This window comes from Streptomyces bacillaris, from assembly GCF_003268675.1.
Classification (GTDB): domain Bacteria; phylum Actinomycetota; class Actinomycetes; order Streptomycetales; family Streptomycetaceae; genus Streptomyces; species Streptomyces bacillaris.
Genome location: NZ_CP029378.1, coordinates 1854328 through 1878654 on the forward strand (window position 1 = coordinate 1854328; position 24327 = coordinate 1878654).

The window sequence follows — 24327 nt, forward strand, 5'->3', positions numbered from 1 at the left end:
AGCACACTCTTCAATTAAGTAGTGAAACTGTTCAACCGGCGCGATAACTGTTCGCAACCCGGGAACAACACAGTGGACGCGAGCAACTGAGGACAAGCCCTCGGCCTATTAGTACCAGTCAGCTCCACCCCTCACAGGGCTTCCACATCTGGCCTATCAACCCAGTCGTCTACTGGGAGCCTTAACCCCTCAAAGGAGGTGGGAATACTCATCTCGAAGCAGGCTTCCCGCTTAGATGCTTTCAGCGGTTATCCTTTCCGAACGTAGCCAACCAGCCATGCCCTTGGCAGAACAACTGGCACACCAGAGGTTCGTCCGTCCCGGTCCTCTCGTACTAGGGACAGCCCTTCTCAATATTCCTACGCGCACAGCGGATAGGGACCGAACTGTCTCACGACGTTCTAAACCCAGCTCGCGTACCGCTTTAATGGGCGAACAGCCCAACCCTTGGGACCGACTCCAGCCCCAGGATGCGACGAGCCGACATCGAGGTGCCAAACCATCCCGTCGATATGGACTCTTGGGGAAGATCAGCCTGTTATCCCCGGGGTACCTTTTATCCGTTGAGCGACAGCGCTTCCACAAGCCACTGCCGGATCACTAGTCCCGACTTTCGTCCCTGCTCGACCCGTCGGTCTCACAGTCAAGCTCCCTTGTGCACTTACACTCAACACCTGATTACCAACCAGGCTGAGGGAACCTTTGGGCGCCTCCGTTACTCTTTAGGAGGCAACCGCCCCAGTTAAACTACCCATCAGACACTGTCCCTGATCCGGATCACGGACCCAGGTTAGACATCCAGCACGACCAGAGTGGTATTTCAACGACGACTCCACAACCACTGGCGTGGCCGCTTCACAGTCTCCCACCTATCCTACACAAGCCGAACCGAACACCAATATCAAACTATAGTAAAGGTCCCGGGGTCTTTCCGTCCTGCTGCGCGAAACGAGCATCTTTACTCGTAGTGCAATTTCACCGGGCCTATGGTTGAGACAGTCGAGAAGTCGTTACGCCATTCGTGCAGGTCGGAACTTACCCGACAAGGAATTTCGCTACCTTAGGATGGTTATAGTTACCACCGCCGTTTACTGGCGCTTAAGTTCTCAGCTTCGCCACCCCGAAGAGCAGCTAACCGGTCCCCTTAACGTTCCAGCACCGGGCAGGCGTCAGTCCGTATACATCGCCTTACGGCTTCGCACGGACCTGTGTTTTTAGTAAACAGTCGCTTCTCGCTGGTCTCTGCGGCCACCCCCAGCTCACGGAGCAAGTCCGATCACCAGGCGTGGCCCCCCTTCTCCCGAAGTTACGGGGGCATTTTGCCGAGTTCCTTAACCATAGTTCACCCGAACGCCTCGGTATTCTCTACCTGACCACCTGAGTCGGTTTAGGGTACGGGCCGCCATGAAACTCGCTAGAGGCTTTTCTCGACAGCATAGGATCATCCACTTCACCACAATCGGCTCGGCATCAGGTCTCAGACTTATATGCACGACGGATTTACCTACCGTGCGTCCTACACCCTTACCCCGGGACAACCACCGCCCGGGCTGGACTACCTTCCTGCGTCACCCCATCGCTTACCTACTACAAGTCTGGTTCATCGGCTCCACCACTACCCTCAACTCCGAAGAGATCGGGCCGGCTTCACGGACTTAGCATCGCCTGATTCAGTACTGGGCGTTTCAAAGCGGGTACCGGAATATCAACCGGTTGTCCATCGACTACGCCTGTCGGCCTCGCCTTAGGTCCCGACTTACCCTGGGCAGATCAGCTTGACCCAGGAACCCTTAGTCAATCGGCGCACACGTTTCTCACGTGTGTATCGCTACTCATGCCTGCATTCTCACTCGTGAACCGTCCACAACTCGCTTCCGCGGCTGCTTCACCCGGCACACGACGCTCCCCTACCCATCCATACTCCCGTTGAGGATATGTGTATGAATGACACGACTTCGGCGGTACGCTTGAGCCCCGCTACATTGTCGGCGCGGAATCACTTGACCAGTGAGCTATTACGCACTCTTTCAAGGGTGGCTGCTTCTAAGCCAACCTCCTGGTTGTCTCTGCGACTCCACATCCTTTCCCACTTAGCGTACGCTTAGGGGCCTTAGTCGATGCTCTGGGCTGTTTCCCTCTCGACCATGGAGCTTATCCCCCACAGTCTCACTGCCGCGCTCTCACTTACCGGCATTCGGAGTTTGGCTAAGGTCAGTAACCCGGTAGGGCCCATCGCCTATCCAGTGCTCTACCTCCGGCAAGAAACACACGACGCTGCACCTAAATGCATTTCGGGGAGAACCAGCTATCACGGAGTTTGATTGGCCTTTCACCCCTAACCACAGGTCATCCCCCAGGTTTTCAACCCTGGTGGGTTCGGTCCTCCACGAAGTCTTACCTCCGCTTCAACCTGCCCATGGCTAGATCACTCCGCTTCGGGTCTAGAGCGTGCAACTCAAACGCCCTGTTCGGACTCGCTTTCGCTACGGCTTCCCCACACGGGTTAACCTCGCTACACACCGCTAACTCGCAGGCTCATTCTTCAAAAGGCACGCAGTCACGACTGACAGCACAAGTGCTGCCAGCGACGCTCCCACGGCTTGTAGGCACACGGTTTCAGGTACTATTTCACTCCGCTCCCGCGGTACTTTTCACCATTCCCTCACGGTACTATCCGCTATCGGTCACCAGGGAATATTTAGGCTTAGCGGGTGGTCCCGCCAGATTCACACGGGATTTCTCGGGCCCCGTGCTACTTGGGTGATTCTCAAACGAGCCGTCAATGTTTCAGCTACGGGGGTCTTACCCTCTACGCCGGACCTTTCGCATGTCCTTCGCCTACATCAACGGTTTCTGACTCGTCTCACGGCCGGCAGACCGCAAAAGAGAACTCCCACAACCCCGCATACGCAACCCCTGCCGGGTATCACACGCATACGGTTTGGCCTCATCCAGTTTCGCTCGCCACTACTCCCGGAATCACGGTTGTTTTCTCTTCCTGAGGGTACTGAGATGTTTCACTTCCCCTCGTTCCCTCCACACTGCCTATGTGTTCAGCAGCGGGTGACAGCCCATGACGACTGCCGGGTTTCCCCATTCGGAAACCCCCGGATCAAAGCTTGGTTGACAGCTCCCCGGGGACTATCGTGGCCTCCCACGTCCTTCATCGGTTCCTGGTGCCAAGGCATCCACCGTGCGCCCTTAAAAACTTGGCCACAGATGCTCGCGTCCACTGTGCAGTTCTCAAACAACGACCAGCCACCCACCACCCCGTCCCTGAGGACGAGTTCACTGGGGCCGGATCAGAAGGAACAACCTTACGGCCGCACCCTCAGACACCCAACAACGTGCCCGACACAATCCCTCGTCCTCTGTGTTCCACGCCGAAGCAGTACTGACAGAAACCGATTGATCGTGCCGAATAGTCAACGTTCCACCCATGAGCTGACCACCGTCGAACATTTGCCGACGTAGTGGCTCTCGATTCCTTACGGAATCTAGATGCTCCTTAGAAAGGAGGTGATCCAGCCGCACCTTCCGGTACGGCTACCTTGTTACGACTTCGTCCCAATCGCCAGTCCCACCTTCGACAGCTCCCTCCCACAAGGGGTTGGGCCACCGGCTTCGGGTGTTACCGACTTTCGTGACGTGACGGGCGGTGTGTACAAGGCCCGGGAACGTATTCACCGCAGCAATGCTGATCTGCGATTACTAGCAACTCCGACTTCATGGGGTCGAGTTGCAGACCCCAATCCGAACTGAGACCGGCTTTTTGAGATTCGCTCCGCCTCACGGCATCGCAGCTCATTGTACCGGCCATTGTAGCACGTGTGCAGCCCAAGACATAAGGGGCATGATGACTTGACGTCGTCCCCACCTTCCTCCGAGTTGACCCCGGCAGTCTCCTGTGAGTCCCCATCACCCCGAAAGGCATGCTGGCAACACAGAACAAGGGTTGCGCTCGTTGCGGGACTTAACCCAACATCTCACGACACGAGCTGACGACAGCCATGCACCACCTGTATACCGACCACAAGGGGGGCACCATCTCTGATGCTTTCCGGTATATGTCAAGCCTTGGTAAGGTTCTTCGCGTTGCGTCGAATTAAGCCACATGCTCCGCTGCTTGTGCGGGCCCCCGTCAATTCCTTTGAGTTTTAGCCTTGCGGCCGTACTCCCCAGGCGGGGAACTTAATGCGTTAGCTGCGGCACCGACGACGTGGAATGTCGCCAACACCTAGTTCCCAACGTTTACGGCGTGGACTACCAGGGTATCTAATCCTGTTCGCTCCCCACGCTTTCGCTCCTCAGCGTCAGTAATGGCCCAGAGATCCGCCTTCGCCACCGGTGTTCCTCCTGATATCTGCGCATTTCACCGCTACACCAGGAATTCCGATCTCCCCTACCACACTCTAGCTAGCCCGTATCGAATGCAGACCCGGGGTTAAGCCCCGGGCTTTCACATCCGACGTGACAAGCCGCCTACGAGCTCTTTACGCCCAATAATTCCGGACAACGCTTGCGCCCTACGTATTACCGCGGCTGCTGGCACGTAGTTAGCCGGCGCTTCTTCTGCAGGTACCGTCACTTGCGCTTCTTCCCTGCTGAAAGAGGTTTACAACCCGAAGGCCGTCATCCCTCACGCGGCGTCGCTGCATCAGGCTTTCGCCCATTGTGCAATATTCCCCACTGCTGCCTCCCGTAGGAGTCTGGGCCGTGTCTCAGTCCCAGTGTGGCCGGTCGCCCTCTCAGGCCGGCTACCCGTCGTCGCCTTGGTAGGCCATTACCCCACCAACAAGCTGATAGGCCGCGGGCTCATCCTTCACCGCCGGAGCTTTCAACCCCGTTCCATGCGGAACAGAGTATTATCCGGTATTAGACCCCGTTTCCAGGGCTTGTCCCAGAGTGAAGGGCAGATTGCCCACGTGTTACTCACCCGTTCGCCACTAATCCACCACCGAAGCGGCTTCATCGTTCGACTTGCATGTGTTAAGCACGCCGCCAGCGTTCGTCCTGAGCCAGGATCAAACTCTCCGTGAATGTTTACCCGTAATCGGGTGCACACATCACGAGAGCGGAACAACAAGGTCGGAATAAGACCCGTCGTTCACAGCGTCCTCGCTGTGTATTGCCTACCGCCGCACATGGCGACCGTAGGACTTTTCAAAGGAACCACCAACCTGCCGAAGCAGGCCGGGGTATCAACATATCTGGCGTTGACTTTTGGCACGCTGTTGAGTTCTCAAGGAACGGACGCTTCCTTCGGTCCCGTATCACCGGGCCCCTCCGGGCGCTTCCCTTCGTTTACTTCTTTTGTGTCTTGCTGTCTTGCGTTTCCGACTCTATCAGACGCTTTCCAGTGTCCGATCCCGGTCGAAGCGGGGTGCTTTCGAGGTTCTTCGCTTTCGCGTTTCCCTTTTCGGCGGTTCCAACTTTACCAGACTCTTTTTCGTTCCGTTTCCGGTCCGAATTTGATTTCCGGTGGCCAGTGGAGTGACCTTGCCTTTCGGCGGATCCAACTTTATCAGAGATTCTGAGTCGGAATTCCCGCCCCGTTCAGGGTGGTCCGGGCACACGAGTGCGCGCGGTGCTTCCCGTTCAGGCGGAGACGTCAACGTACTGGAGCGGGGCTCCCCGATGCAAATCGAGGGCCCCGCTCCAGGTCAGGCGGTCGTGAGGGGTCAGACCTCGACGACGACCGGAAGGATCATCGGGCGACGGCGGTAGGTGTCGGACACCCACTTGCCGACGACCCGGCGGACCATCTGCTGGAGCTGGTGGGGCTCCAGCACGCCGTCCTGGGCCGACTTGTCCAGGGCTTCCTGGATCTTCGGGGTGACGCCGGTGAAGGCACTGTCGTCGATGCCGGAGCCCCGGGCCTGGATGTGGGGGCCGCCCACGATCTTGCCGGTGGTGCTGTCGACCACGATGAAGACCGAGATGATGCCCTCGTCACCGAGGATGCGGCGGTCCTTGAGCGAGGTCTCGGTGACATCGCCGACGGAGAGGCCGTCGACATAGACGTAGCCGGCCTGGACCTTGCCGACGATCTTGGCCTTGCCGTCGATGAGGTCGACGACCACGCCGTCCTCCGCGATGACGATGTGGTCCTTGGGCACGCCGGTGAGGGCGCCCAGCTCGGCGTTGGCCCGCAGGTGGCGCCATTCGCCGTGGACCGGCATCAGGTTCTTCGGCTTGCAGATGTTGTAGAAGTACAGCAGCTCGCCGGCCGAGGCGTGGCCCGAGACGTGGACCTTGGCGTTGCCCTTGTGGACGACGTTGGCGCCCCAGCGGGTCAGACCGTTGATCACGCGGTAGACCGCGTTCTCGTTGCCGGGGATGAGGGACGACGCCAGGATCACCGTGTCGCCGGGGACGATCCGGATCTGGTGGTCGCGGTTGGCCATGCGGGAGAGGGCCGCCATCGGCTCGCCCTGCGATCCCGTGCAGACCAGCACGACCTCGTCGTCCGGGAGGTCGTCGAGGGTCTTGACGTCCACCACGAGGCCCGCGGGGACCTTCAGATAGCCGAGGTCGCGGGCGATGCCCATGTTGCGGACCATCGAGCGGCCGACGAAGGCGACCCGGCGGCCGTACTCGTGGGCCGCGTCCAGGATCTGCTGGATGCGGTGGACGTGGCTGGCGAAGCTCGCCACGATGATGCGCTTCTGGGCGTTGGCGAAGACCGTGCGCAGGACGTTGGAGATGTCCCGCTCCGGCGGCACGAAGCCGGGGACCTCGGCGTTCGTGGAGTCGGAGAGGAGGAGGTCGATGCCCTCCTCGCTGAGGCGCGCGAACGCGTGCAGGTCGGTGAGCCGGCCGTCCAGCGGGAGCTGGTCCATCTTGAAGTCACCGGTGGCCACGGCCATGCCCGCGGGGGTGCGGATGGCGACGGCCAGCGCGTCCGGGATGGAGTGGTTGACCGCGATGAACTCGCAGTCGAAGACGCCGATGCGCTCGCGCTGCCCTTCCTGCACCTCAAGGGTGTAGGGGCGGATGCGGTGCTCCTGGAGCTTCGCCTCGATGAGCGCCAGCGTCAGCTTGGAGCCGATGAGGGGGATGTCCGGCTTCAGCCGCAGCAGGTACGGGACGCCACCGATGTGGTCCTCGTGGCCGTGCGTGAGGACGATGCCCTCGATGTCGTCCAGGCGGTCCCGGATCGTGGTGAAGTCCGGCAGGATCAGGTCGATGCCGGGCTGCTCGTCCTCGGGGAAGAGGACACCGCAGTCGACGATGAGCAGGCGGCCGCCGTACTCGAAGACCGTCATGTTGCGGCCGATCTCACCGAGGCCGCCGAGGGGGGTGACCCGCAGGGCGCCCTTCGGGAGCTTCGGCGGGGTACCGAGTTCAGGGTGCGGATGGCTCAAAAGACTCTCCTTAACCACACGCGCCACGTACCGCTGAGGCACGTGGCGCGCATGTCATTCGTGCACTTGCTGTTGTCTTGGGGTCGTGCTTCTGCGAGGTGCCTCGCTCGTTCTTCTCATTCAGTTGTGAAGTCTGTGGTTACAGCTGTACCCCACCGGCGGCCAGGTCGATCTTGAGCTGGGCCGTCTCCTGGGCGGTGAGTTCCACCAGGGGGAGGCGCAGCGGACCGGCCGGGAGGCCCTGGAGGGTCAGGGCGGCCTTGGTGGTGATCACGCCCTGCGTACGGAACATGCCGGTGAAGACCGGGAGCAGCTTCTGGTGGATCTCGGTGGCCTTCTGGACGTCGCCGTCCAGGTGGGCCTCGACCAGGGCCCGCAGGTCGGGGGTGACCACGTGGCCGACGACGGAGACGAAGCCGACCGCGCCGACGGAGAGCAGCGGGAGGTTGAGCATGTCGTCGCCCGAGTACCAGGCGAGGCCGGACTGGGCGATAGCCCAGCTGGCGCGGCCCAGGTCTCCCTTGGCGTCCTTGTTGGCGACGATCCGCGGGTGGTCCGCGAGCCGGACCAGGGTCTCGGTGTCGATCGGGACGCCGCTGCGGCCGGGGATGTCGTACAGCATGACGGGCAGGCCGGTGGAGTCGGCGATGGCCGTGAAGTGCCGCAGGAGGCCTTCCTGCGGCGGCTTGTTGTAGTACGGCGTGACGGCAAGGAGGCCGTGGGCGCCGGAGCTCTCGGCGGTGCGGGCGAGGTCGACGCTGTGCCGGGTGTCGTTGGTGCCGATGCCGGCGACGACGTGCGCCCGGTCTCCTACCGCTTCGAGCACCGCCCGTACGAGCTGGTCCTTCTCCGCGTCACTGGTGGTCGGGGACTCGCCGGTGGTGCCGTTGACGATCAGCCCGTCGTTGCCTGCGTCCACCAGGTGGGCGGCGAGCCGCTGGGCGCCGTCGAGGTCGAGAGCGCCGTCCGCCGTGAAGGGCGTGACCATAGCGGTGAGGACCCGCCCGAAGGGGGTCTGCGGAGTGGAGATCGGAGCCATGGGTAACACGCTACTCGCTGCTCAGCGCGTGGTCCCCTCTAGGGGGACCGGGAAAGAGGAGCCCGGCACTGCCTGCTCGGGGGTTCAAGCAGTGCCGGGTCCGTTTGATCAGCCTAGATGAACTTCTCGAAGCGCCGCAATACGGACACCGCCTATGGGGCGACTCGTCCATTTTTGTTGAAGGCCGCATGAGTGAGCGGCATGAGCCGCGCCCAGTGGGCCTCCATCTGCTCACCGACCATCTCGATCTCGCGCTGCGGGAAGGACGGGACCTTCGCCAGCTCGTGCTGGGTGCGCAGGCCGAGGAAGTGCATCAGGGAGCGCGCGTTGCAGGTGGCGTACATGGAGGAGAAGAGGCCGACGGGCAGGACCGCGCGGGCGACCTCGCGGGCCACGCCCTTGGCCAGCATCTCCTGGTAGGCCTCGTAGGAGGCCCGGTAGGACTCCTCCATCGCGCGGGTGGTGACGTCGTACTGCTCCTCGGTGCCCTCGACGAACTCGTACTTGCCGGGGCGGCCCTGCTGGACCAGCTTGCGGGAGGTTCCGGGGACGTAGAAGACCGGCTCCAGCTCCCGGTAGCGGCCCGACTCCTCGTTGTACGACCAGCCCACGCGGTGCCGCATGAACTCGCGGAACACGAAGATCGGGGCGCTGATGAAAAAGGTCATCGAGTTGTGCTCGAACGGGCTGCCGTGCCGGTCCCGCATGAGGAAGTTGATGAGCCCCTTGGAGCGCTCGGGGTCCTTGGTGACCTCTTCGAGTGACTGCTCGCCCGCGGTGGAGACCCGGGCGGCGAACAGCACATCCGCGTCGCCCGCGGCGCTCTTCACCAGCTCGACGGTGACATCGCTGCGGAAATGGGGCTTTGCGGGTTCGGGAGTGTCGGTCACCGACAGGGGTCCTTCCAGGGGCGGTGCAGGAGGCCCGCTTCCGGGGGCGGCGCGGGAGGCCCGGCGGCGTGGCGCGGGCGGCGACCACTCTACGGGCCGGGCGGGTGACGCATGTACGCGGCGGTGTCGGGCAGCCGTTCGTGGAGTTCCCCGAACAAGTACGGCGATTCGGGCACCGATCCGGTCGTTCGTACGTCTGACTCATTAGCAGCACCCGCCACAGAGATCAAGGAGAGTTTCCTCATGTTCCGCCGGCGTGAATCCGTCCCGTTCTCGTTCGTCGCCGAGGCCGACCGGTTCCGCAGTAATGTCACTCCCCCTCCCGCACCCCGCGCCAGCGTTCCCGAGCTGCTGGGGCGCTCACTCGTCGGACTGACCGTGGTCGCCGGGCTCGTCGGCTCGCTGCTGCTGGGGCTCCCGGCGCTCGATTCCGAGCAGCCCGCCTCGCACGGCAAGCAGTCCGAGGCCTCCCAGGGCCGCTGACGCACACTCGTACGGCCCCCCTGGGGTGGTCGGGCCGGGTGCGGCCTCGGTAGCCTCACCGGGCACAGCAATCGAGCGTGCTTGTGAGTGAGGATGAGTCGTGCCCCTGCCCTTTCTGACGGCCGACCGCGCATTCGACGCGAGCGCGGACGACGTCGCGCTGCCGTTCGACGACCACGACAGCTGGCGGCGGCCCTACCGCCCCGGCCCGTGGCGGGTCGCGGCGGCGGCCACCCTGTTGTTGCTGGCCTCGTTCGTGCTCCTCGCGGCGATGATCATCGGGTTCGCCGGAGCGCCTTCCGGGGCCACGGTCTGTCTGCTGCTGGCCGGCGCGCTGATCGGTGCGGCGCTGCGGCTGCTCCGGGTCGGTGCGTGGGTCAGTCGGCACGGTGTGCGGCGCGTGGGGTTCTTCCGGACCGTCACGGTGCCGTGGGCCTCGACCGCCTCGGTCCGTACGGTCCAGCAGCCGGTGAAGTGGCTGGGTCTGCCCCGTACGGTGCAGGGCCAGGCGCTGGTGGTGACCCGGCAGGGCGGTGTGGTCCTGCCGCCGCTGGTCTCCGACCACAACGCGGACTTCCTCGGGCGCGAGGAGGCGTTCGAGCGGGCCACGGATGCGGTTGAGGCTTGGGCGGATGAGTATCGGCTCGGGTGAGGCCGCTTCTGTCGGCTGTACGTGAGTGAGCCCGGGACCCTTGTGGGGGTCCCGGGCTCACTCACGTACAGGCTGGAAAAGATGTCCTCAATCGCCGGACGGGCTCTGTTTCGTCCTCAGGCGCCGGACCTGCTGGATCTTGTCCTCAAGTGCCGGACGGGCTGGAGGGTGCGGAGGACGGGCTGGACTCGGTGTCCTTGAGCACCGGACCAGCCGGATTCGGGGTCGACTTGTGCAGGGCGATCGCCCTCTGCATCGCCTTGCGGGCCCTCGGGGTGTCCCTGGCGTCCTGGTACGCCACCGCCAGGCGGAACCAGGCGCGCCAGTCGTCCGGGGCGTCCTCCGTCTCCTCCCGGCGCTTGGCGAAGGCCGCGTCGGCGGCGTCGCGCTCGATACGGCCGGACGGAGTGCGGGGCAGGTCGTCGACCGGGAGGCCGCCCTGCGCGTCCAGTTCGGCGGCGAGCACGTTGGCACGGCGGACGAACTGGGTGTTCTTCCAGAGGAACCAGACGCCGATCACCGGCAGGATCAGCACGGCGATGCCGAACGTGACCGTGAGCAGGGTGCCGTGCCGGATGAGCATCACGCCCCGGCTGCCGACCAGGACGAAGTAGAAGACCAGGACGGCGGCCGTGACGAAGTAGGTGATCTTTGCGCGCATGGGGGACCAGTCAGTTCAGGTCGAGGAAGTGTTCCAGGCCGAACGTGAGGCCGGGAGTGGTCACCACGCGGCGGACGCCGAGCAGGATGCCCGGCATGAAGCTGCTGTGGTGGAGGGAGTCGTGGCGGATGCTGAGGGTCTCGCCCTCACCGCCGAGCAGCACTTCCTGGTGGGCCAGCAGGCCGCGCAGCCGGATCGCGTGGACCGGGACGCCGTCGACGTCCGCGCCGCGGGCGCCGTCCAGGGCGGTGGTGGTGGCGTCCGGCTGGGGGGCGCTGCCCGCCTTCGCGCGGGCTGCCGCGATGAGCTGGGCGGTGCGGGTCGCGGTGCCGGAGGGGGCGTCGACCTTGTTGGGGTGGTGGAGTTCGACGACCTCGACGGACTCGAAGTAGCGGGCGGCCTGCTCCGCGAACTTCATGGTCAGGACCGCGCCGATGGAGAAGTTCGGGGCGATGAGGACGCCGGTCTCCGGGGAGTTGTCCAGCCAGCCGTTCAGCTGCGCGAGCCGTTCGTCGGTCCAGCCCGTGGTGCCGACGACGGCGTGGATGCCGTGCCGGACGCAGAAGTCGAGGTTGCCCATCACCGATGCGGGGGTGGTCAGCTCGACGGCGACCTGGGCGCCCGCCTCGGCGAGGGCCTCCAGCTTGTCGCCCCGGCCCAGGGCCGCCACCAGCTCCAGGTCCTCGGCGGCCTCGACGGCCCGTACGGCCTCGGAGCCGATCCGGCCCTGAGCACCGAGAACGGCTACGCGCAGCTTGCTCATCTTTGATTCCTTAGGTGCGAGCGCTTGGGAGTTAGGAGACCGCTTCGTGGAGGCGGTCCGCCTGCTTGTCCTTGAGCGGGCCGATGACCGAGAGCGAGGGGCGGTGGGTGAGGAGTTCGGCCGCCACCTCCCGTACGTCGTCGGGGGTGACCTCCGCGATACGGGCCAGCATGTCGTCCACCGACATCTGTTCGCCCCAGCACAGTTCGCTCTTGCCGATACGGTTCATCAGCGCGCCGGTGTCCTCCAGGCCGAGGACCGTGGAGCCGGAGAGCTGGCCGATGGCGCGGGCGATCTCGTCGTCGGCCAGGCCGTGGGTGGCGACCCGGTCCAGCTCGTCCCGGCAGAGCTTCAGGACGTCGTGGACCTGGCTGGGCCGGCAGCCCGCGTAGACGCCGAAGAGGCCGCAGTCCGCGAAGCCCGAGGTGTACGAGTACACGCTGTAGGCCAGGCCGCGCTTCTCCCGGACCTCCTGGAAGAGGCGGGAGCTCATGCCGCCGCCGAGGGCCGTGTTGAGGATCCCGAGGGCCCAGCGGCGGTCGTCGGTGCGGGCGAGGCCGGGCATGCCGAGGACCACGTGGGCCTGCTCGGTCTTGCGGTTGAGCAGCTCGACCTTGCCGGCGGTGCGCAGGGTGCGGGAGCCCTGGCGGGGGGCCATGGGCACCGCGTCCGTACGGGAGAGGGCGCCGGCCTTCTCGAAGGCGCGGCGGACCTGGCGTACGACCGTGGCGTGGTCGACGTTGCCCGCGGCGGCGACGACCAGGTGCGTGGGGTCGTAGTGCTTCTTGTAGAAGCGGGCGATCTGGCCCCGGTTCAGGGCGTTGATCGTGTCGACGGTGCCGAGGACCGGGCGGCCGAGGGGGGTGTCACCGAGCATGGTGTGCGCGAACAGGTCGTGCACGCAGTCGCCCGGGTCGTCCTCCGTCATCGCGATCTCCTCGAGGATGACGCCGCGCTCGGCGTCGACGTCCTCGGGGGCGATCAGCGAGCCGGTCAGCATGTCGCAGACGACGTCGATGGCGAGCGGCAGGTCGGTGTCGAGGACCCGCGCGTAGTAGCAGGTGTACTCCTTCGCCGTGAAGGCGTTCATCTCGCCGCCGACCGCGTCGATGGCGGAGGAGATGTCGAGGGCGGTGCGCTTGGCGGTGCCCTTGAAGAGGAGGTGCTCGAGGTAGTGGGTCGCGCCGTTCAGCGTGGGCGTCTCGTCGCGGGAGCCGACGTTGGCCCAGATGCCGAAGGTGGCGGACCGGACGGAGGGCAGGGTCTCGGTGACGATCCGCAGACCGCCGGGGAGGACGGTCCTGCGGACGGTTCCGATGCCGTTGCTGCCCTGGAGAAGCGTTTGGGTACGGGCGACGGCCCGCCCCCCGGAGGAGGGGCGGGCCGTCGTCGCGGAACTACGGGACGTCACTTGTCGGTGTCGTCCTTCTTCTCGTCCTCTTCACCCTCGATGACCGGGATGAGGGAGAGCTTGCCGCGGGAGTCGATCTCGGCGATCTCGACCTGGACCTTGGCACCGACGCCGAGCACGTCCTCGACGTTCTCCACGCGCTTGCCACCGGCGAGCTTGCGGATCTGCGAGATGTGCAGCAGGCCGTCCTTGCCCGGCATGAGCGAGACGAACGCGCCGAAGGTGGTCGTCTTGACGACCGTACCCAGGTAGCGCTCGCCGACCTCCGGCATGGTCGGGTTGGCGATGGCGTTGATCGTGGCGCGGGCGGCCTCGGCCTGCGAGCCCTGCTGCGCACCGATGTAGATCGTGCCGTCGTCCTCGATCGTGATGTCGGCGCCGGTGTCCTCCTGGATCTGGTTGATCATCTTGCCCTTGGGGCCGATGACCTCACCGATCTTGTCCACCGGGATCTTGACGGTGATGATCCGCGGGGCGTTCGGGGACATCTCGTCCGGGACGTCGATGGCCTCGTTCATGACGTCCAGGATGTGCAGACGCGCGTCACGGGCCTGCTTCAGCGCGGCGGCCAGGACCGAGGCGGGGATGCCGTCGAGCTTGGTGTCGAGCTGGAGCGCGGTCACGAACTGCTTCGTACCGGCGACCTTGAAGTCCATGTCGCCGAAGGCGTCCTCCGCACCGAGGATGTCGGTGAGGGCGACGTAGTGGGTCTTGCCGTCGATCTCCTGCGAGATCAGACCCATGGCGATACCGGCGACGGCGGCCTTGAGGGGCACACCGGCGTTCAGCAGCGACATGGTGGAGGCGCAGACCGAGCCCATGGACGTCGAGCCGTTGGAGCCCAGCGCCTCGGAGACCTGGCGGATCGCGTACGGGAACTCCTCGCGGGTCGGGAGGACCGGCACGATGGCGCGCTCGGCGAGCGCACCGTGGCCGATCTCGCGGCGCTTGGGCGAGCCCACGCGGCCGGTCTCACCGACGGAGTACGGCGGGAAGTTGTAGTTGTGCATGTAGCGCTTGCGGGTCACCGGGGAGAGGGTGTCCAGCTGCTGCTCCATGCGGAGCATGTTGAGGGTGGTGACGCCCAGGATCTGGGTCTCGCCACGCTCGAAGAGCGCCGAGCCGTGCACGCGCGGGATGGCCTCGACCTCGGCGGCGAGCGTACGGATGTCCGTGACGCCACGGCCGTCGATGCGGACCTTGTCCTTGATGACGCGCTCGCGGACCAGCTTCTTGGTCAGCGCGCGGTAGGCGGCGGAGATCTCCTTCTCGCGGCCCTCGAACGCCGGCAGAAGCTTTTCTGCGGCGATCTCCTTGACGCGGTCCAGCTCGGTCTCGCGCTCCTGCTTGCCGGCGATGGTGAGCGCCTGCTTCAGCTCGGGCGTGACGGCCTTGGCCAGCGCGTCCAGGACGTCGTCCTGGTAGTCCAGGAAGACCGGGAAGTCACCGACGGGCTTGGCGGCCTTGGACGCCAGGTCCGACTGGGCCTTGCAGAGCGCCTTGATGAAGGGCTTCGCGGCTTCCAGACCGGCGGCGACGATCTCCTCGGTGGGAGCCTCGGCGCCGTCCTTGACGAGCTGGATGGTCTTCTCGGTGGCCTCGGCCTCGACCATCATGATCGCGACGTCGCCGTCGTCCAGGACACGGCCGGCGACGACCATGTCGAAGACGGCGTCCTCGAGCTCGGTGTGGGTCGGGAAGGCGACCCACTGGCCCTTGATCAGGGCGACGCGGGTGGCGCCGATCGGGCCGGAGAAGGGCAGGCCCGCGAGCTGCGTGGAGCAGGAGGCGGCGTTGATCGCGACCACGTCGTACAGGTGGTCGGGGTTGAGCGCCATGATCGTCTCGACGATCTGGATCTCGTTGCGCAGGCCCTTCTTGAAGGAGGGGCGCAGCGGGCGGTCGATCAGACGGCAGGTGAGGATCGCGTCCTCGGAGGGGCGGCCCTCGCGGCGGAAGAAGGAGCCGGGGATCTTGCCCGCGGCGTACTGCCGCTCCTCGACGTCCACCGTGAGGGGGAAGAAGTCCAGGTTGTCCTTGGGCCGCTTGGAGGCGGTGGTGGCCGACAGCACCATGGTGTCGTCGTCCAGGTACGCGACGGCGGAGCCGGCGGCCTGCTTGGCCAGGCGGCCCGTCTCGAAGCGGATGGTGCGGGTGCCGAACGTGCCGTTGTCGATGACGGCCTCGGCGTAGTGGGTCTCGTTCTCCACTAGTGATTTCTCCATACTCGTCGTCTTTCGTCCTCCCGCCCGTGTGGCGGAGGACGGTGCGGGAGAAGCGCACCGTGTGTGCGGGCCGGTCTTCGATCGAAGCTCCCGGGCATGTTCCCGGGGGCCACTACCGAGGACCGGCGGCGGCGTCGCTGCGCCTCTCCCTGGCATTGCGTGGGTGTTGCGTGGTGTTACAGGTGTTCCGGTGTCCAGATTACTGAGCTTGACACCGGTCGCGCACGTACGGCAAAGGGAGCGGTCCCCTCAGACTCGGGAACCGCTCCCTCTCCACGGCGTACTTACTTGGCGCCGCCGGCCGCACCACGGCGGATGCCGAGGCGGTCGACCAGCGCACGGAAGCGCTGGATGTCCTTCTTGGCCAGGTACTGCAGGAGGCGGCGACGCTGGCCGACCAGGATCAGCAGACCACGACGGGAGTGGTGGTCGTGCTTGTGCGTCTTGAGGTGCTCGGTCAGGTCCGAGATCCGGCGGGAGAGCATGGCGACCTGGACCTCGGGGGATCCGGTGTCACCCTCCTTCTGGGCGAACTCGGCCATGATCTGCTTCTTCGTAGCGGCGTCGAGCGGCACGCGTACTCCTCTTGATGTTCGAAGCGCCCACGAGTGCCCCTGGTCTTGTTCTCAGGGGAGCTTCCGTGACTCGGAGGCGAAGGTCCGATGAGCGCAGTCCCCAGGATGATCCGGAGAGGCGTACACAAACGGCCACTGGTCAGAGTACCAGCCATTCGGGTCACACCCGGACGGCCCACTCCGGCGGTCGGCCACGGTCCGCTCCGGCGGTGCGCCGGTGAGGGCCCGGAGCGGACGGTACGGCGTCAGCTGGTCAGGGCGCGGATCGAGCGGTAGACGTCGAAGACCGCGAGGCAGAGCGGGAGCAGGGTGAGCAGGACGACCGTCTCCGCGATCTCCAGGAAACGGCCCCAGAACGGGGTGACCCCCTTGCGCGGCACGATCAGCCCGATGGCGGTGATCAGGGCGGCGACGCCCGCGACGGCGGCGGCGAGCCACACCGTACGGAGGTCGAGTCCGGCACCGTCCCCGCGCAGCGCGTCGCGCACCAGGGTGAGCGGCGGGTTGAGGGAGAGGCCGAGGCCGAGGAGGACGAGGGAGCCGAGACCGGCGGCGAGGGCGCAGCCGACCTGGGCGGTGTAGCGGAAGAGGTGGGCGCGCATCAGCATGGCGACGCCGGTGGCCAGGGCGAGGAGCTGGCCCCAGACGTTGTCGGAGAAGCCCAGCACCGCGGCCGCCGCCACGGCCACCAGGGCGCAGCCGCCGACCAGGCCGAGCAGCAGCTCGTGGCCGCGGCGGGCCTGGGCGGCGATCCGGGCGGCGTCCACCGGGCCCTGGGGCGCCTGGTCGCCGGTGCCGTAGTCGCCGACGGCGGAGCGGGGCGGTTCGAAGCCGATGGGGAGGCGGGCGAAGCGGGTGGAGAGGCCGGGCAGGAAGGCCAGGGCGCCGACGGCGAAGGGGGCGCAGACGGCGGCGGCCTCGGTGGGCTTCAGCTCGGCGGTGATCGCGATGAAGGTGACGACGAGGCCGGTGGCGCTCGCGAAGACGAACGCGACGAACGGGCCGTCACCGCCGGGTGCGGTGATCATGAGGATGACCGAGACCACCAGGACGGCGGCGCAGGCGAGCAGGAACTGCAGCCGTCCCACACCCTGGCCCGCGGAGAGGGTGAGCAGCCCGGAACCGGCCACCGCCGCGTTCACCATGGCCCCGGTGCCGAGCGCGATGGCCGAGCCCCGGTCGTCGTAGACGCGGGCGCGGACGCAGGCGAGGGCGAGCAGGAGGACGGCGACGACGGCGGCCAGGATGCCGGGGAGTCCGTGCATGTCGTGGCGAGGGTCGGCGGTCCAGAGGACGAAGCCGAGCAGGCAGAGCAGGACGGAGCCGCCGAAGAGTCCGGCGCCGCGCATGAGGGAGTCGCCCCAGAGGGTGCGGTCCTTGGCGACGGCGGTGGCGACCGCGTCGGAGACGTCGTCGAAGACGGCGGGCGGCAGCGATTCGGAGAAGGGCCGCAGGGAGAGCAGTTCGCCGTCGAGGATGCGGTGGCCGGCCAGCGTACGGGAGCTGTCCAGGACGGTGCCGTCGCGGCGTACGAGGTGGTAGCCGACGGGTGCGCCGGGGGCGGGGCTCTGGCCGGAGAGGCGGAGGATCTCGGGGTAGAGGTCGGCGACGGGCACGTCCTCGGGCAGGGCCACGTCGACCCGGCTGTCGGGGGCGACGACGGTGACCCGGCAGAAGCCGGTGCCGCCGGCGGACGCGGCGCCGTGGCTGGGGCGGCCGCTCGTGGTGGCTGCCGTCCGGTCCGTCATTGTCACCTTGCTGCTCCCCCTGTGTGCTTCGGCACTTCGCGCGCTGATGCTCATTGCCCGGTTGCTTATGGCTCGGTTTCCGGGGCTTGCGCCGGAAACACCCTTCAGAGCCGCGCATTTCGCCCCGCGTCCCGAATGACCGTCTTCTTGCGGTAGTTAGCGTTCTTGCGGTAGTTAGCGGATGCGTATACGCATCGCGACACCCTACCGCCATGGGGTCCCCGCTCCGCCAGTAGGATCCAACGCGCGGATGGAGCCCGTCGCCACGGGGGCGCCGATAGGAACAGTTCCGTCCGGCAAGGGAATTGGTGAGCTGTGAGCCAGATCGTCGTCAAGCGCCCACCGCGGGCCCTGCCCTCCGAAGTGCCGGTCGAACAGGTGCAGTTGCAACCTCCGCCGGAGTTGCCCCGCGGTCAGCAGGAGGGCGCGCTGATGCAGCTCCTGCCGATGCTGGGCATGGGCGGTTCGGTCGTCTTCTTCTTCATGACGCCGAACCCGATCATGCGGATCATGGGCGTGATCATGATCGCCTCGACGGTCGCCATGGCCATCGCGATGCTGGTGCGTTTCCGGCGGGGTACGCAGGGCCAGCTCGCGGACATGCGGCGGGACTATCTGAAGTACCTGACGCAGACCCGGCGGACGGTGCTGAAGACCGCGCGCAAGCAGCGGGACGCGCAGTTCTATCTGCACCCCTCCCCCGATCAGCTGTGGGCGCTGGTCGCCGAGGGCAGCCGGGTGTGGGAGCGGCGGGTCGGTGACGGGGACTTCGCGCAGGTACGGATCGGGCTCGGCAGCCAGGAGCTGGCGACGCCCCTGGTCGCCCCCGAGACGGCGCCGGTCGACGAGCTGGAGCCGCTGACGGCCGGGGCGATGCAGCAGTTCCTGACGACGCACTCCACGCTGGACGGGCTGCCGATGGCGGTGTCGCTGCGGGCGTTCTACCACCTGACGGTCAGCGGCCACGCGGACTCCGCGCGCGCCTCGGCACGGGCGATGGTCGGCGCGCTGGCCTCGCTGCACTCCCCCGAGGACCTGGTGATCGGCGTCGCGGCGGGCGCCGATGCGGCCCCGCACTGGGAGTGGGCCAAGTGGCTCCCCCACGTACAGGACAGGTCGTCGGCCGACGGGGCCGGCAGCCGCCGTCTGATCACCGGCAGCGTCCTGGAGCTGGAGCAGCAGCTGGCGGCCCGGCTCGACGGGCGCCCCCGTTTCCAGCCCGGCGGCCCGCCGCTCCTGGAGCAGCCGCACATCGTGGTCGTCCTGGACGGCGACTCGGTGCCCCCGATGTCGGTGCTGGCCTCGGCGGAGGGGCTGCAGGGCGTGACGGTCATCGAGGTGGTCCCGGGCGAGGTGCAGGGGGCGCGTGGCGGCCTCTCCGTGGTGGTGCAGCCGCAGTCGCTCCGGCTGGAGTCGGGGCACGGGCTCGTCTACGACGGGGTGCCGGACCTGCTGAGTCACGAGGCGGCGGAGGCGCTGGCCCGGCAGCTGGCGCCGCTGCACATGGCGACGGGCGGGGACGACGACGAACCGCTGCTGGCCAACCTGGAGTTCACGGATCTGCTGAACCTGGGGGACGCGGCCTCCGTCGACGTGAGCCGGACCTGGCGGCCGCGCTCCCAGGCGGAGCGGCTGCGGGTGCCGATCGGGGTCGGCGAGGGCGGCGCTCCGGTGATGCTGGACCTCAAGGAGGCGGCGCAGGAGGGGATGGGCCCGCACGGGCTCTGCGTGGGGGCGACGGGTTCCGGCAAGTCGGAGCTGCTGCGGACGCTGGTGCTCGGCCTGGCGGTGACGCACACCTCGGAGACGCTGAACTTCGTCCTCGCCGACTTCAAGGGCGGTGCGACCTTCGCCGGTATGGCGCAGATGCCGCACGTGGCCGCGGTGATCACCAACCTGGCGGACGACCTGACGCTGGTGGACCGCATGGGCGACTCCATCCGCGGTGAGCTGAACCGGCGCCAGGAGATGCTGCGCGACGCGGGCAACTACGCCAACATCCACGACTACGAGAAGGCGCGGTCGGCCGGTGCGCCGCTCCAGCCGATCCCCTCGCTGGTCCTGGTCATCGACGAGTTCAGCGAGCTGCTGACGGCGAAGCCCGACTTCATCGACATGTTCGTGCAGATCGGGCGCATCGGCCGGTCGCTGGGCGTGCATCTGCTGCTGGCGTCGCAGCGGCTGGAGGAGGGACGGCTGCGCGGGCTGGAGACGTACCTCTCGTACCGCATCGGTCTGCGGACCTTCTCGGCGGCGGAGTCCCGGGCGGCCATCGGCGTACCGGACGCGTACCACCTGCCGAACGTGCCGGGTTCCGGCCTGCTCAAGTTCGGTACGGAGGAGATGGTGCGGTTCAAGGCCGCCTACGTCTCCGGGGTGTACCGGGCGGGTGACCGGCAGGCGGCCATGGCCGGAGGGCCTCTGCCGGTGGACCGGAGGCCGGTCGCGTTCACGGCGGCGCCGGTGCCGGTGCGGTACGTGCAGCCGGACCCGCAGGCCGGGGGCGGGGTGCCGGAGCAGCGGTCGGGGGACGACGACGCGCTGGCGGACACGGTGCTGGACGTGATCGTGCGGCGGCTGGAGGGGCGGGGCGCCTCGGCCCACCAGGTGTGGCTGCCGCCGCTGGACAACCCGCCGACGCTGGACGAGATCCTGCCGGGGCTCTCGGCCGTCCCGGGGCGCGGGCTGACGCAGCCCGGGTTCGAGGGGGCGGGGCGGCTCGTCGTACCGCTGGGTGTGATCGACAAGCCGTTCGAGCAGCGACGCGACACGTTGTACCGGGACTTCTCCGGAGCGGCGGGCCATATGCAGATCACCGGTGGTCCGCAGTCGGGCAAGTCGACCCTGCTGCGGACGCTCATCGCGGGCTTCGCGCTGACGCACACCCCGGAGGAGGTCCAGTTCTACGGGCTGGACTTCGGTGGCGGCGGCCTCTCGGCCATCGCGGGCCTCCCGCACGTCGGCGGGGTCGCCTCGCGTCTGGACCCCGAGCGGGTGCGCCGTACGGTCGCGGAGGTGTACGGGATCATGGCGCGGCGCGAGGAGTACTTCCGCAGCGCGGGCATCGACTCCATCGCCACTTTCCGGCGGATGCGGGCGCGCGGCGAGATCTCGGTGGCGGACCAGCCGTGGGGCGATGTCTTCCTGGTCATCGACGGGTGGGGCAACTTCCGTACGGATTACGAGGCGCTGGAGAACGCCGCTGTGGACATCGCGGCGCGGGGCCTGGGTTACGGCATCCACCTGATCGTCACGGCGTCCCGCTCCCTGGAGGTCCGGGCCAGCCTCAAGGACCACCTGATGAACCGCCTGGAGCTGCGGCTCGGTGACGTCATGGACTCCGAGCTGGACCGCAAGGTCGCGGCCAACGTGCCGGCCGGGGTGCCGGGGCGCGGGCTCATCCCGGAGAAGCTGCACTTCATGGCTGCGGTGCCGCGGATCGACGGCATCAACTCCGACAGCGATCTGTCCGAGGCGACGGCGGCCATGAACGCGGAGGTCTCCCGCCACTGGACGGCGGCCCCGGCCCCGCAGGTCCGTCTCCTCCCGCGCCGGCTCCCGGCCGCGGAACTCCCGGCGGGTCACGCGGTTCCGGAGCGCGGTGTCGCCTTCGGCATCGACGAGAACAACCTCGAACCGGTCTTCCTGGACTTCGACCACGACCCGTTCTTCCTGATCTTCGGCGAGAGCGAGTCCGGCAAGTCCAACCTGCTGCGGCTGCTGATCAAGCAGCTGACCGAGCGGTACGAGGGCGACGCCTGCAAGCTCTTCGTCGTCGACAACCGGCGCTCGCTGCTGGACGTGACCCCGGCGTCGCATCTGGCGGAGTACATCCCCATGTCCAACAACATGGACCACCACATGGTCGCGCTCCACGACCTGATGAAGCGCCGCACCCCGTCCGCCGACGTCACGGCCCAGGAACTGCGGGACCGCAGCTGGTGGCGGGGCCCGGCGGTCTACGTGGTCATCGACGACTTCGACCTGGTCTCCACGTCGAGCGGCAACCCGCTGGCGTCCCTCACGGAGCTGCTCCCGTTCGCCCGTGACGTGGGCGTCCGCTTCATCATCGCCCGCAACACGGCGGGGGCGAGCCGGGCGCTGTACGACCCGTTCCTCCAGCGCATGACGGAGCTGGGCGCGCAGGGGGTGCTGCTGTCGGGCGACCCGATGGAGGGGGACATCCTGGGCGGCGTACGGCCGCGGCCGATGCCGGCGGGGCGGGGCGTCTTCATCACGCGGCGGCGGGGGAATCCGCTGGTGCAGACGGGGTTGGTGGAGGGGCAGTAGGCGGGCCCGTGCAGCACATCAGGGTGGACACCTCCCGCGCGTGTCCACCCTGATGTGTTGTTTGCTGTTCGCTCTTTGCGGTCTGTTTCCCGCCGGATCGGCTGCCGGCCGCTGCCTGATCGGCTGCGGGTCGGGCTGCCGGTCAGCTCCCTGATCGGCTGCTGGATCGACTACCAGTCAGCTCTGATCGGCTACTGGAAGTTCGCCGCGGCCCGCTTGTCACCGCTGCGGTAGGCGGTCTCCGCCTCGCGCACGGCGCGGGAGATCTGCGAGAGGTTCTCCCGGATGCCCGTCGCCTGCGTGTCCCACCGCGTCTGCGCGGAGCGGTAGGCCGACTTGGCCTCGCCCTCCCACAGCTCGGAGACCGAGGCGATCATCGCCTTGATCGCCTTGAGGTCCTGGTCGAGCTGCTTGGCCTGGCGGTCGATGGACGCGGCCGCGAGGTCGAGGCTGGCATAAGTGACGACCGTCGTACCGTCGTTGGCGGCCATGTGGTCCTCCTTCAGTCGAGTTGGGGAATGCCGGTCAGAGGTTGTTCAGGTTCGAGGTCCGGGCCGTGGCCGCGGCGTCGCCCGAGTAGCCGTCGACGACGTCGACGCCCATGAGGGCGGCCTTGATCTCGTCCTCGGTGTTGCCCGAGATCGTACGGGCGGCCTTGATGGCCTCCTGGAAGCGGAGCAGCTCGTTGCCGATGCCGACCATCGCGTTGTTGATCTGGGTCTGCTTCTGGTTGAAGTGACCGGCCCCGATGCCCTTCCAGGCACCTTCCAGGCTGTCGATCGTCGCGTGCAGCTGCCGGAGCTGGCCCTTCACGGAGTCGAACCTCTCGGTGAGAGCGTTCTCGAGCCTGAGAAGGGCTTCGGCTGAGACCTTCTGATCTGCAGACATGGCTTTCCTTTCCTGCCAGTTGATGGTGCGGGGCCGGCATGGCTCACCGGCCGGTACATGTGAGGAACCTGTGGTCAGGCCGCGCCGCGTCTGCGGACGAGGGCGAAGACCACTCCTCCGAGGACGGCCACGCCTGCGATACCGCCGAGGATGAGGCTTAGGGGGGCGCCGCCGTCATCCGACGCCGACGTCTTGCTGTCGCCTGCGGCGACGGTTTCGTCGGCCTCGCTGCCCTTGCCGCTCTGGGCGGGCTGTTCGGAGGCGGAGGTAGAGGGTTGCTCGGAGGCGGCCGGTGAAGCCGGGGAGCCGGTGGTGCGCTCGTTGGTGAGCGGGCTGATGTCGGGGTCCCCGGGATCGCCCTTGCCCTTGAGGATGTTCATCGCGGGGCGGATGAGGCCGTGGCCGAGGTACCTGCTGAGAGTGCCTTTCTCCCAGTCCCTTCCAGCCGTGTCGAAGAGCACGTTCAGGACCTGGTTGGCGGTCCAGTCGGGGTTGGCGGACCAGACGAGGGCGGCGGAGGCGGAGGCGATGGCGGTGGCGGAACTGGTTCCGCCGATCCCGTCACAGTACTTCTGGAAGGAGTTATCGCACCAGCGGGGAATGTCACTTCCCGGAGCGGCAATATCTACAGAGTCTCCGTTCTGCGAAAACTTTGAGACCTTCCCCTCCTTATCGGCCGAGGCGACCCCTACAACCTGAGGGTACGAAGCCGGATAGATTTCATCGTTACCCTTTTCCGCATTGTTTCCAACGCTGGCGAAAAAGAGCTTGCCTTTACTTTCCGCGTACTTGACGGCTTCCCTCTCCCGATCCAGACCGAACTCTCCACCAAACGACATGCTGATGATTTTGGCATCACTGTCAGCCGCAGCCCGAATAGCGTCCGCCCATTCAGTGGCACTCAAAGAGAGATTCTTCTGAAACTTGTCGTCACTGATTCGGATCGGGATAATCTTGGCACCTGGGGCAAGCCCCTTGAGTCCGCCACCTTTTCCTGTTCCGGCAATCAACTCAGCCATCGTCGTACCGTGGCCGCTGTAGTCGTCGTTCTCGTCTCCCTCGGCCGCTGTGGCGTCAGTGCCCTTCAGAACCTGGTCTTGCAGGGACGGGGTGGATCGGTTGACGCCTGTGTCGATGACAGCCACTTTGACGCCTTCGCCCGTGGAGACCTTCCACATCTCCTCGGCCTGCATGGCAGTGAGGTACCACTGCTTCGACTGCACATCCGCAGCTGTGGCAGGCTGCGCTGCCCCGGCAAAGACCACGCTCCACGAAGCAGCCATAGCCAATGCGCCGAACATGCGCTTCTGGGACCAGCCCATTCCCGCTGTCATT

Annotated in this window: 15 protein-coding genes and 2 rRNA genes; 3 read left to right on the forward strand and 14 right to left on the reverse strand. The window is 66.4% G+C overall.

The features are described 5' to 3' along the window. Positions 1-88: 88 nt before the first annotated feature. The 5 genes from DJ476_RS07395 to thyX all read right to left on the reverse strand — a co-directional run bounded on the left by DJ476_RS07395 (position 89) and on the right by thyX (position 9296). Positions 89-3215 (reverse strand): 23S ribosomal RNA (locus DJ476_RS07395). A gap of 297 nt (positions 3216-3512) precedes the next feature. Beyond that, a 16S ribosomal RNA gene (locus DJ476_RS07400) occupies positions 3513-5040 on the reverse strand. Together the 16S and 23S rRNA genes form the textbook arrangement of a ribosomal RNA operon. Positions 5041-5681: 641 nt before the next feature. Then, positions 5682-7367, reverse strand: a complete 1686-nt coding sequence (locus DJ476_RS07410; RefSeq protein WP_018488804.1) for a ribonuclease J — start codon at positions 7365-7367, stop codon at positions 5682-5684. 139 nt (positions 7368-7506) lie between these two features. After that, positions 7507-8406, reverse strand: a complete 900-nt coding sequence (dapA, locus tag DJ476_RS07415; protein ID WP_103421447.1) for a 4-hydroxy-tetrahydrodipicolinate synthase — start codon at positions 8404-8406, stop codon at positions 7507-7509. A 152-nt stretch (positions 8407-8558) separates the two neighbouring features. Next, on the reverse strand, positions 8559-9296 hold the full coding sequence (gene thyX / locus DJ476_RS07420; protein WP_019766277.1) for an FAD-dependent thymidylate synthase: 738 nt from the start codon (positions 9294-9296) through the stop codon (positions 8559-8561). Positions 9297-9539: 243 nt separating this feature from the next. Between thyX and DJ476_RS07425 the strand changes: the two genes are divergently transcribed. Both DJ476_RS07425 and DJ476_RS07430 read left to right on the forward strand, forming a co-directional pair. Continuing rightward, entirely contained in the window at positions 9540-9779 is a 240-nt protein-coding gene (locus DJ476_RS07425) for a hypothetical protein (protein WP_019766278.1), read from the forward strand. Positions 9780-9879: 100 nt separating this feature from the next. Beyond that, a complete protein-coding gene (locus tag DJ476_RS07430) occupies positions 9880-10431 on the forward strand; it encodes a hypothetical protein (protein WP_103421448.1) in 552 nt (183 codons plus the stop codon). A gap of 145 nt (positions 10432-10576) precedes the next feature. Here the strand turns inward: DJ476_RS07430 and DJ476_RS07435 are convergent, their stop codons facing one another. The 6 genes from DJ476_RS07435 to eccD all read right to left on the reverse strand — a co-directional run bounded on the left by DJ476_RS07435 (position 10577) and on the right by eccD (position 17814). Beyond that, a complete protein-coding gene (locus DJ476_RS07435) occupies positions 10577-11092 on the reverse strand; it encodes a tetratricopeptide repeat protein (protein WP_103421449.1) in 516 nt (171 codons plus the stop codon). Between the two features lie 10 nt (positions 11093-11102). Next, complete coding sequence (gene dapB / locus DJ476_RS07440; RefSeq protein ID WP_112490146.1) at positions 11103-11855, reverse strand: 4-hydroxy-tetrahydrodipicolinate reductase; 753 nt, start codon at positions 11853-11855, stop codon at positions 11103-11105. A gap of 31 nt (positions 11856-11886) precedes the next feature. Beyond that, positions 11887-13266, reverse strand: a complete 1380-nt coding sequence (locus DJ476_RS07445) for a M16 family metallopeptidase (protein ID WP_112490147.1) — start codon at positions 13264-13266, stop codon at positions 11887-11889. Beyond that, positions 13263-15476, reverse strand: coding sequence for a polyribonucleotide nucleotidyltransferase (locus DJ476_RS07450; protein ID WP_103421451.1), 2214 nt, complete (start codon positions 15474-15476; stop codon positions 13263-13265). The genes DJ476_RS07445 and DJ476_RS07450 overlap by 4 nt, the downstream gene beginning before the upstream one ends. 299 nt (positions 15477-15775) lie before the next feature. Beyond that, positions 15776-16066 (reverse strand): 30S ribosomal protein S15, encoded by a 291-nt coding sequence (rpsO, locus tag DJ476_RS07455; protein ID WP_014048684.1) that lies wholly within the window; start codon positions 16064-16066, stop codon positions 15776-15778. A gap of 245 nt (positions 16067-16311) precedes the next feature. After that, complete coding sequence (gene eccD / locus DJ476_RS07460; protein WP_103421452.1) at positions 16312-17814, reverse strand: type VII secretion integral membrane protein EccD; 1503 nt, start codon at positions 17812-17814, stop codon at positions 16312-16314. Positions 17815-18129: 315 nt separating this feature from the next. Between eccD and eccCa the strand changes: the two genes are divergently transcribed. Then, the gene (gene eccCa, locus DJ476_RS07465) at positions 18130-22104 is read left to right on the forward strand and encodes a type VII secretion protein EccCa (protein ID WP_103421453.1); all 3975 of its coding nucleotides are present in this window, start codon (positions 18130-18132) and stop codon (positions 22102-22104) included. A 191-nt stretch (positions 22105-22295) separates the two neighbouring features. Here the strand turns inward: eccCa and DJ476_RS07470 are convergent, their stop codons facing one another. The 3 genes from DJ476_RS07470 to DJ476_RS07480 all read right to left on the reverse strand — a co-directional run bounded on the left by DJ476_RS07470 (position 22296) and on the right by DJ476_RS07480 (position 24326). Beyond that, positions 22296-22595 (reverse strand): WXG100 family type VII secretion target, encoded by a 300-nt coding sequence (locus DJ476_RS07470; protein WP_103421454.1) that lies wholly within the window; start codon positions 22593-22595, stop codon positions 22296-22298. 34 nt (positions 22596-22629) lie between these two features. After that, entirely contained in the window at positions 22630-22992 is a 363-nt protein-coding gene (locus tag DJ476_RS07475) for a WXG100 family type VII secretion target (RefSeq protein ID WP_018488792.1), read from the reverse strand. Between the two features lie 74 nt (positions 22993-23066). Then, positions 23067-24326, reverse strand: a complete 1260-nt coding sequence (locus DJ476_RS07480) for a S8 family serine peptidase (RefSeq protein ID WP_112490148.1) — start codon at positions 24324-24326, stop codon at positions 23067-23069. Position 24327: the final 1 nt, after the last annotated feature.

What these genes read in the sequence shown, in the direction of transcription:
- dapA (WP_103421447.1), bottom strand. Translation starts at nt 8,406, where the DNA reads ATGGCTCCGATCTCCACTCCGCAGACCCCCTTCGGGCGGGTCCTCACC.
- DJ476_RS07425 (WP_019766278.1), top strand. Translation starts at nt 9,540, where the DNA reads ATGTTCCGCCGGCGTGAATCCGTCCCGTTCTCGTTCGTCGCCGAGGCC.
- DJ476_RS07435 (WP_103421449.1), bottom strand. Translation starts at nt 11,092, where the DNA reads ATGCGCGCAAAGATCACCTACTTCGTCACGGCCGCCGTCCTGGTCTTC.
- dapB (WP_112490146.1), bottom strand. Translation starts at nt 11,855, where the DNA reads ATGAGCAAGCTGCGCGTAGCCGTTCTCGGTGCTCAGGGCCGGATCGGC.
- eccD (WP_103421452.1), bottom strand. Translation starts at nt 17,814, where the DNA reads ATGACGGACCGGACGGCAGCCACCACGAGCGGCCGCCCCAGCCACGGC.
- DJ476_RS07470 (WP_103421454.1), bottom strand. Translation starts at nt 22,595, where the DNA reads ATGGCCGCCAACGACGGTACGACGGTCGTCACTTATGCCAGCCTCGAC.
- DJ476_RS07475 (WP_018488792.1), bottom strand. Translation starts at nt 22,992, where the DNA reads ATGTCTGCAGATCAGAAGGTCTCAGCCGAAGCCCTTCTCAGGCTCGAG.
- DJ476_RS07480 (WP_112490148.1), bottom strand. Translation starts at nt 24,326, where the DNA reads ATGACAGCGGGAATGGGCTGGTCCCAGAAGCGCATGTTCGGCGCATTG.